The sequence below is a fragment of the Kitasatospora sp. NPDC057512 genome (genome assembly GCF_042802135.1).
Lineage (GTDB): Bacteria > Actinomycetota > Actinomycetes > Streptomycetales > Streptomycetaceae > Kitasatospora.
On the sequence record NZ_JBHVET010000370.1, the window covers coordinates 1 to 8038 of the forward strand.

At 76.5% G+C, this 8038-nt stretch carries 7 protein-coding genes and 1 pseudogene; 2 read left to right on the forward strand and 6 right to left on the reverse strand.

Features of this window, described 5'->3' with window-relative positions:
- The 5 genes from ACFU6K_RS23085 to ACFU6K_RS23105 form a co-directional block, all read right to left on the reverse strand.
- On the reverse strand, positions 1 to 635 hold a 635-nt coding region (locus ACFU6K_RS23085; RefSeq protein WP_380665886.1), incomplete at its 3' end, for a DUF2637 domain-containing protein.
- 214 nt (positions 636 to 849) lie between these two features.
- Positions 850 to 1797 (reverse strand): (2Fe-2S)-binding protein, encoded by a 948-nt coding sequence (locus ACFU6K_RS23090; RefSeq protein WP_380665888.1) that lies wholly within the window; start codon positions 1795 to 1797, stop codon positions 850 to 852.
- A gap of 163 nt (positions 1798 to 1960) precedes the next feature.
- Positions 1961 to 2833 carry a hypothetical protein gene (locus ACFU6K_RS23095; RefSeq protein ID WP_380665890.1) on the reverse strand — a complete coding sequence of 291 codons (873 nt, stop codon included), beginning with the start codon at positions 2831 to 2833 and terminating at the stop codon, positions 1961 to 1963.
- Positions 2834 to 3055: 222 nt separating this feature from the next.
- On the reverse strand, positions 3056 to 3904 hold the full coding sequence (locus tag ACFU6K_RS23100; RefSeq protein ID WP_380665892.1) for a hypothetical protein: 849 nt from the start codon (positions 3902 to 3904) through the stop codon (positions 3056 to 3058).
- Between the two features lie 174 nt (positions 3905 to 4078).
- The gene (locus ACFU6K_RS23105) at positions 4079 to 4696 is read right to left on the reverse strand and encodes an NTP transferase domain-containing protein (protein ID WP_380665894.1); all 618 of its coding nucleotides are present in this window, start codon (positions 4694 to 4696) and stop codon (positions 4079 to 4081) included.
- 239 nt (positions 4697 to 4935) lie between these two features.
- On the opposite strand from ACFU6K_RS23105, the gene ACFU6K_RS23110 reads away from it, so the two are divergent.
- Both ACFU6K_RS23110 and ACFU6K_RS23115 read left to right on the forward strand, forming a co-directional pair.
- Positions 4936 to 5709, forward strand: coding sequence for an HNH endonuclease family protein (locus ACFU6K_RS23110; protein WP_380665896.1), 774 nt, complete (start codon positions 4936 to 4938; stop codon positions 5707 to 5709).
- A gap of 94 nt (positions 5710 to 5803) precedes the next feature.
- A complete protein-coding gene (locus tag ACFU6K_RS23115) occupies positions 5804 to 7369 on the forward strand; it encodes an alpha/beta hydrolase (protein ID WP_380665898.1) in 1566 nt (521 codons plus the stop codon).
- 50 nt (positions 7370 to 7419) lie between these two features.
- Here ACFU6K_RS23115 and ACFU6K_RS23120 read toward each other — a convergent pair.
- A pseudogene (locus tag ACFU6K_RS23120) lies at positions 7420 to 8038 on the reverse strand (glycosyl transferase); the annotation flags it as partial.

Sequence of the window (8038 nt, forward strand, 5' to 3'; positions counted from 1 at the left end):
AGCGACCAGGCCGCGTAGGTCTCGCGCGGGGCGCGCAGCCAGCGGACGATGCGGATCTGCGGCAGCGGGCGCGGCACCAGGCCCTGCTCGCGCAGTGCGGCCCGGCGAGTCTGCTTGAGCGCCCGGTCGAAGAGGATCGCCGCGGAGAGGGACATGCCGGAGAAGAACTGCGGGGCGCCGGCGTGGGTCAGGCCGCGTGGGGCGTGCACCCAGTTGAACCAGGCCGAGGCGCCGGCGAAGAGCCAGACCAGCAGCCGGGAGCCGAGCGCCGCGTCGCCGTGGCTGGCCTCGCGGACGGCGAGCACCGAGCAGAACATCGCCGCGCCGTCCAGGCCGAACGGGACGAGGTACTCCCAGCCGCCGGACAGGCCCAGGTTCTGCACGCCGAAGCCGACCAGGCCGTGGAAGGAGAGGGCGGCCGCGACGCCCGCGCAGCAGAACAACAGGGTGTAGGAGGCGCCGCCGTACAGGGATTCCTTGCGGCGGCGCCGTTCCTCGGAACGCTCCCAGGAATCCGGACCGGCGGTGGCGGAGGCGGACCCCCGGCTGCGGAGCAGGGCCACCAGGAGTGCGCTGACCAGCAGCCCCACGACCACGGTGATCGCCCATCCGAGCGGTATGTCGGACAATTTCATCGCCGGAACCAGCCTCGCTTTCCTGCGTCGCTTTCCTGCGTCGTGATGGCGGGGACCATCATGGCGGACGCGCGGCGAGGAAATGGCCGATTCACCGTCAATGCGCTGAGGAGAGGGATTTCTGACCCGGTGACCATCGCATGGTCATGGGAATAGGAGGCGGGTTCTTCCTGCAATCACGGGCTTTTCGGATCTGATATCGGACAGGTTTTCGTCAACGCCGCGTGACGCGCGGACAGCCGCCGCACATGTCCTTCGGATCCGCGGTGTAGACGAGGCAGCAACTGGCCCGGGAGCGCTCCAGGGCCGGAGCGCCGCCGCTCCCGGGCGCCGGGGGCGCGAATCCGGCGCCCGGGGTGAAGGGGGCCGGGGCCGGAGCGGGGCGGTCGCCCGCGCCGGGCGTGCGCGCGGGGTCGAGGGGCTCGCCGGGCGCCAGCAGCGCGGACAGTTCGGCGCGCGCCCGCTCCTGCTCCCCGAGCAGCCCGCCCGCGTAGCAGAGCCCCTCCACCACCGCGTCGGTGGCCATCGCCCACAGCACCCGGGGCCCGCGCCGCGCCTCCGGGCCGAAGGCGGTCAGCACCGGGGCCAGGAAGGAGCCCAGCGCGGACCGCAGCGCGGCGGCCAGCGCCGCCTCGTCCGGCACCGTCCGGGCCCACCCCGGGCCCGCCGCCATCCCGGGCTTCGAACCCGCCGCCGTCCCGGCAGCCGGGTCGTCCGGAAGGCAGGCGAACTCCGCCGGGCGGACGGTCAGTTCGACCGCGTCGGGGTGCCGGCGCAGCGCGACGTCCCCGAGGCCGAGCAGCGGGACGCGCCGCTCCAGGAACCACGGCAGCGTGAACAGCAGCGAGACTGGCCAGACGAAGCGGTGCAGCCCGAAGCCGGCCGCGACGTCCGGGCGCAGCGGCTGCCCGTAGCGGGCGAGGCCCTGCCGGGCGTCGTGGGCGATCAGCTCGCGCACCGCCTCGGGGCGGGCGGCGAGGTCGGCGGCGGGCAGCCAGCCGCCGTCGCGCCGGGGCGGCGCGCAGCGCACCGTCAGGACGGGGGTGAGTCCGGACAGCCGGTGGTACGAGGGGGCGCCCGGGGCGGTGGGGGCGGGGGTGCGCGCCCCGGTGGTGCGGGGGACGCGCGGCCTGGGGCCGGGCCGGGTGCTGCTCGCGGTCATGGACGGCCCCATCGGGTCGACCGGGGCGCCCATGGTCCGCCCGGCGGTGCCCGGCCGGGTGGTGGCGGCGCCGGACGCGGCCGGACCGGGGCATGGCGGTGCCCGGGGAACGGCAAGGCGACCCGGCCGGGGTACTGCTCCCCCCGGCCAGGTTAGCCTCACCTTAGCTGATCGTCCCCCCGGTCTCGCTGGTGATGCGCCCGTCCGGGGGAGCACCGGGTGTGCGGAGGGCGTTCAGTTGGCGCGCGAGCCAGACCGGCACGCCGCCCAGGGCGTCCACCAGCCGGGTCGCCTCGGCCCGCAGCCGCGCGGCCTCGGGCGGCTCGGACACCTCGGCGAGCGCCGCGAGCGCCGGCGCCACCCCGACCGTGAAGCCGAGTTGCTCGCGCAGCCGCAGGGAGGCGTCGAAGCCCTCCCGGGCGTTCCCGCGCTCCCCGCGCGAGAGCGCCAGCGCGGCCAGGTGCCGCCAGGTGTACGAGCGCAGCAGTTCGTCCCCGCGCTCGCCGGCGCCCTCGTGCGCCCGCCGGTAGGCGATCCAGGCGGCGCTGCGGTCGCGCAGCAGGTTCTCGGCGACCAGCCCGCGCCGGAAGTCCAGCAGCGGGCGGCCCGGGGCGTCCGGCGGCAGCAGGGCCGAGGTGCGGCCGAGCGCCGCCTGTGCCTCGTCCAGCCGGTCCCGCGGGCCGAGGACGCTCGCCACGTACGCGAGGAAGCCGCGGGCGCAGGCGGCGGCCGCGCGCTGCTCGGTGCCGGAGGCCAGGGCCTCCGCCAGGCGCAGCGCCTGTTCCGCCTGGGTCCAGTTCGCGGCGGTGAACAGGCACTGCTCGATGAGGAGTTCGGCCCGCCCCAGGGCCGCGTCCGGGTCGTGCTCGGCGGTCGGTCGCAGTAGTTCGGCGGCCTCCTGCCAGCACCCCCGGGACCTCAGCCGCCACACGGTGTCACCCGGCTCCTCCGCTGCCGCCCGCCCCCGCCCGTCCGGGTTGCTCGGGTCCCATCCGTGCTCCGACAACGCCACCTCCTTGTGTGCGCCATCCGGCATGGGCGCGGACCTGCCCCTGAGGCCCTGTCGCCACGACCCGCACGCATGGCGACGACAGGGCGAAAGGCCCGCGCTGTGGCGGCAATTCAACACGGGGGTGAGCTTGTGCACCAGATCACGAGCGAAGGTTGTTGCTTTTGGAAGAGAAATGATCTAGGGGTGCGCGAGGGAAAAGGGTCCGGAGGGGGCCGGTGGGGCGGCCCGGCGGGGCCGCCCGGTGGGTCAGGAGGTCCAGCCGGTCTCCATCAGGGCCTCGGCGGCGCCGTTCGCGGGCTGCGGCACACCCGCCAGGTCCAGACTGAACAGGGCCACCAGCAGCTGTTCGCCGCGCACGGTGGCCTGGTGCGAATAGCCCGCGAGGGTGAACATCGCGGCGGCCATCTCCTCGGCGTGCAGGGTCTGGAGCCAGAGGCACTCGACCGACTTCACGTCGGCGGGCTCGGTCCAGGTGTCCACCTGGGCGACCATCCGGCCGCCCAGCAGGGTGACCCCGTCGCGCTCCTGGGCCTCGGTGAGCTCCAGGTCGTCGAAGCCGAGCCACTCCAGGTAGCGGGCGGCGGTGAACACCGCGTCCTGCGAGGTGCGCACCGGGTGCGGACGGAACGGCGCGCGGTGCCGGAACGGGCGGGAGCGGCCGGTGGGGGACGGCGCGGGCGGGGCCGGGGCGGGCGCGTTCGCCGGGTGGGCCGGGTACGGGCGGGCGGCCTGCGGGCCGGGGGCGGCGAGCGGGGCGGCGGTGCCGGTGCCCAGCCGGGTGGCGCGGTCCACCGGCAGCCGGACGGTGGCGCCGCAGTTGCAGGTGAACTCGGGCTGCGGCCACTGGTCGGAGCGGCCGCAGTGCGGGCAGCGCATGCTCAGCCAGGAGTCCTCCCAGGAGCGGAAGCGCACCTGCACCGGCACCCCGCCGCGCAGCAGCGGCACCTTGAGCGAGGCCCCGCACGGACAGGGCAGGGAGGGCGGTTCGTAGAGGTGCTCGCGGCGGCAGGCGGGGCAGCGGATCGCCCGGGCGCCACCGCCGGGCCCCGGCCGCGCGGGGTCGTGTCCGGTGAAGTCGTCGGGCAGTCCGGCCATCGCGGGCTCCGTCCGTCGGTGTCGGGTGGGTGGAACGTCTCCCATGCTCCCCGAAATGTCCGGCGCAGGACGCGGAATGGGGCAATCCTCAGGGACGGATCAGGGGCTCCTGCCCGCCCGGGTAGGGAAGGAATCCTTCCGGAGGGGGATGCCCGGCGGAGCGGAGCGGGACGTTCAGCCGGCGGACCAGCGGGCCAGGTCGGCGGGGGTGTCGAGATCGTCCGGGGCGGCGACGTCGGCGCACTCGACCAGGACGAGCTCCGCGGCGCGCGCCGTCAGCAGGGCGCGGGCCCCGGCGTCGCCGCGGGCGCCCGCCGCCGCCTCGGCGAAGTGCCGGGCGCCGATCAGCACCGGGTGCCCGCGCCGCCCCTCGTAGGCCGCCGCGGCCAGTTCGGCGCCCGCCCGGTGGGCGGCCAGCAGCCGGGCCACCGCGGCCGGGGTGACGCCGGGGGTGTCCACCAGCATCACCAGCGCCGCCGAGGCGTGCGGCGGCAGCGCGGCCAGGCCGGCCCGCAGCGAGGTGCCCATGCCCTGCGCCCAGTCGGGGTTGCCGACCAGTCGGCAGCCCGGCAGGTGCGCGGTGGCCCGGACCCGCTCGCCCGCCGCGCCCAGCACCACCGTGACCTCCGCGCAGCCGCCGGCCCGGACCACCGCCACCGCGTGCTCCACCAGCGGCCTGCCCCGGTACCGGAGCAGCGCCTTGGGCCGCCCGCCGAGGCGCCGCCCGCCCCCGGCGGCGAGCACCAGGGCGGCGACCGGGCCCGGTCCGGCGGGTGTCGGTGCGGTCTGCATGGGGCCAGCCTGCCCGGTCGGGGCCGGGGCGCGCATTGTGGGAAGCCACAAGCGCAGGCCGTGCGCGGCGGCCGCACCCCGACGGTTCGGCCGCCGGCCGGGCCGGGCCCGGCCCGGCGATGTGAGCGGGTGTGAGCTTCGACATGCTCGGCGGGATCGCGTGGCGTCGGCTTGACCTGCCCCCGGGCGGCTGGTCTGCTGGCTTGCCGTCAACCCGCCCCTGACCTCCGGAGTTCTCCGTGCCCGCCCGCCGCTCCACGCTGTCCGCCGCCACCGTTTTCCTGATATGCGTGCTCGCGCTGGTCGGCTGGCTGATCGGCGGCCGCGACCACAAGTCGACCGGCCCCAAGGCCAACGGCGGCACCGCCGCCGCCGGGGCCACCGGCACCAGCCCGCTGCAGAACCCGGACGGCACCAAGCCCGGCCTGGCGCCGCTGACCACCCCCGAGGAGCAGAAGGCCGGCCGGGACGTCATCGCCAAGGTGACCACCGCCGCCGTCGGCACCAAGGACGGCTACGACCGCAACGAGTTCGGCCCCGCCTGGACGGACAACGTCGAGGGCGTCCCGTTCGGCGGCAACAAGTGCGACACCCGCAACGACCTGCTGGCCCGGGACGGCACCGCCGTCGAGCACAAGGACGGCTCGGACTGCACGGTCACCGCGATGACCATCTGGGACCCGTACACCGGCAAGAGCGTCCAGTGGAGCAAGCAGCAGGCCTCCAAGATCCAGATCGACCACGTGATGCCGCTCTCCTACGACTGGCAGATGGGCGCCAGCAAGTGGGACAAGGCCAAGCGCGTCCAGATCGCCAACGACCCGCTGAACCTGATCCCCGCCGACGGTTCGCAGAACGCCTCCAAGGGCGACTCCGGCCCGGCCTCCTGGCTACCCGCCAACACCGAGATCCGCTGCTCCTACGCGGTGCGCTTCGCCCAGGTCTCGCTGAAGTACCAGCTGCCCGTCACCGAGGCCGACAAGAAGACCATGCTCCAGCTGTGCGGCGGCTGACGAAACGTCAATCCGAGCCCTCGAAGGGCGGGTGCGGTGTGCCCCCGGTGACGGCCGGGCGCGGGCCGGATGGTATTCGTGGGCGGTGGCCCCGATGATCTCTCCGCTCCCCCGGTCGGCCGGGCGCGCCGTGCCCGCCCTCGCCGCCGCCCTCGCCCTCACGCTGTCGAGCGGCTGCACGGGCGCCGCCCGTCCGGCCGCCCGCCCGCCGCTGGACGAACGGGTCGCCGCCACCGCGGCCCCCGCCCTGCGCGCGCTCTACGACCAGCGGATCGACTGGCGGAACTGCCCCGGCGAGGACGGCGGCGACCAGGACGCGGCCGCCGTGCGGTGCGCCACCCTCAAGGTCCCGCTGGACTACGCCGACCCGGGTGGCCGCACCGTCGACGTCGCCCTCGCCAAGGTGCCCGCCGCCGACCCGAAGCGGCGGCTCGGCGCCCTGCTGCTCAACCCCGGCGGCCCCGGCAACTCCGGTGTCAACATGCTCCGTTGGGGCTGGCAGAGCTACCAGGGGCCGCTGCACGACCGGTACGACCTGGTCGGCTTCGACCCGCGCGGCGCCGGCGACACCACCCCCGTCCACTGCCTGGACGACCGCACCCGCGACCAGTGGAACGCCACCGACGACCCGGCCTACGACCACGGCCGGATCCTCGCCGAGGCCTGCCGCGCCCGGCACGCCGACCTGCTCCCGCACCTCGGCACCCGCGACACCGCCCGCGACCTCGACGTGCTGCGCGGCGCCCTCGGCGAACGCCGGCTGGACTTCCTCGGCTTCTCCTACGGCACCCACCTCGGCGCCCGCTACGCCGAGGAGTTCCCCGACCGCACCGGCCGGCTCGTCCTCGACGGCGCCGTCGACCACAGCGCCCCCGCGGCGCGGCTCGGCGGCGAAGCCGCCGTCGCCGCCGCGACCGGGCGCCGGGCCTTCGCCGCCGACTGCGCCACCGAGGACGGGACGGCCTGCCCGCTCGGCGCCGACCCGGCCGCCGCCCCGCAGCGCCTCGCCCGCTTCCTCGACGGCCTGCGCGACCACCCGCTGCGCGCCGCCGACGGCCGTACCCTCACCGCCGCGCTCGGCTGGGTCGCCGCCCTGGACGTGCTCTCCGATGGCCGCCGCTCCTGGCCCCGACTGCGCGAGGCCCTCGAACCGGCCGTCACCCGGGGCGACGCCGACGGCCTGCTCGCCCTCGCCGACGGCGCCGACGGCCGCGGCGAGGACGGCCGCTACCGGACCCCGGCCGACGCCTTCGCCGCCATCTCCTGCGCGGACGGCCCGCCGCCGCCCACCGAGGCGGAGCTGCGCCCGGCCCTCGCCGAACTCGCCGCCCGGGCCCCGCTGACCAGCGGGCACGACCCGGTGGGCACCCTGCTCGAAGCGGACTGCCGCCCCTGGCCGTACCGTCCGGCCGAACCGCCGCGACCGGTCCGGGCGCCGGGCAGCGCCCCGCTCCTGGTGATCGGCTCCACCGCCGACCCGGTCACCCCGTACGCCTGGGCCGAGCGGCTCTCCGCCGGGCTGGAGCACGGCGTGCTGCTCACCCGGGAGGGCGACGGGCACACCGCGTACGACAAGAGCGGCTGCGTCCGGGCGGCCGTGACGGCGTTCCTGGTGGACGGGCGGCTGCCGGCGGCGGGCACCCACTGCGGGTCCGACTGAGGGCGGCGGGGGCCGACCGGGGATAGTGCGGAGGGGGCGCGGACCCCCGGTCAGGAGGTGGGGGCCGTCAGGTCGTAGAAGGTGGTCGAGCCGATGGTCCTCGCGGTGAAGTGGGCGGTCACCCAGGACTCGATCTGGGCGGACTCGCTCTGCTGCCCGCCCTCGCCGCCCGCGCCGCCGCCGAAGCCGCGGTGGGAGCCGCCCGCGCCGATGAACCAGTGCACCTTGCCCTCCTGGACGTACTGCTGGAAGCCGGTCAGGGTCAGCGAGGGGTCGGTGCCGTTGAAGCCGCCGAGGGCCATCACCGGTTCGCCGGTGGCGAGTTGGTAGCCGGCCGCGGTCTGCGAGCCGATCGCGGCGGCCGCCCAGGTGTAGTGGTCGGCGTTCTCCTTGAGCATGGCGGCGACCTCGTCGGTCACCTTGGGGCCGTCGAGCAGGCCGCCCATGCCGCCGGGGGGCGGGCCGCCGGCCGTGCCACCGACGGTGCCGCCGGGGAGGCCGCCGGTGCCGCTCGTGCCGTCGGTGCCGGTGCCGCGCTCGTGGCGGCCGTTGGCGTGGTCGGTGCCGCTGCCGCCGCCCGGGAAGCCCTGGCCGCCGCCCGGGAAGGCCTGCCCGCCGGGGAAGCCCCCGCCGTTCTGCCCGCGCGGCGCCTGGCCGCCGGGGAAGCCC